This is a genomic window from Burkholderia reimsis (assembly GCF_003294055.1).
Taxonomy (GTDB): Bacteria; Pseudomonadota; Gammaproteobacteria; order Burkholderiales; family Burkholderiaceae; genus Burkholderia; species Burkholderia cepacia.
In genome coordinates, this window is the sequence record NZ_QMFZ01000133.1 from 1 (window position 1) to 588 (window position 588).

At 67.0% G+C, this 588-nt stretch carries 1 protein-coding gene; it reads left to right on the plus strand.

Features of this window, described 5'->3' with window-relative positions; all coding sequences use genetic code 11:
- On the plus strand, nucleotides 1-588 hold a 588-nt coding region (locus DPV79_RS41585), incomplete at both ends, for an AMP-binding protein (protein WP_165843649.1).

The following is a 588-nucleotide window of genomic DNA, read 5'->3' on the forward strand; positions in this document are numbered from 1 at the left end:
ATGCGCTGAAGAAGCGCGGCATCGGCAAGGGCGATCGCGTCGTCATCTATATCCCGATGTCGATCGAAGGCATCGTCGCGATGCAGGCCTGCGCGCGCATCGGCGCGACGCACTCGGTCGTGTTCGGCGGCTTCTCCGCGAAGTCGCTGAACGAGCGGCTCGTCGACGTCGGCGCGACGGCGCTGATCACGGCCGACGAGCAGGCGCGCGGCGGCAAGACGCTGCCGCTCAAGAGCATCGCCGACGAGGCGCTCGCACTGGGCGGCTGCGAAGCGGTGAAGAGTGTGATCGTCTATCGCCGCACCGGCGGCAAGATCGACTGGCATGCCGACCGCGACCTGTGGATGCACGAACTGACGGCCGGCGAGTCCGACACGTGCGAGCCGGAGTGGGTCGGCGCCGAGCATCCGCTGTTCATCCTGTATACGTCGGGCTCGACCGGCAAGCCGAAGGGTGTGCAACACAGCACCGGCGGCTACCTGCTGTGGGCCGCGCAGACGATGAAGTGGACCTTCGACTGGAAGCCCACCGACGTGTTCTGGTGCACGGCCGACATCGGCTGGGTCACCGGCCACACGTACATCACGT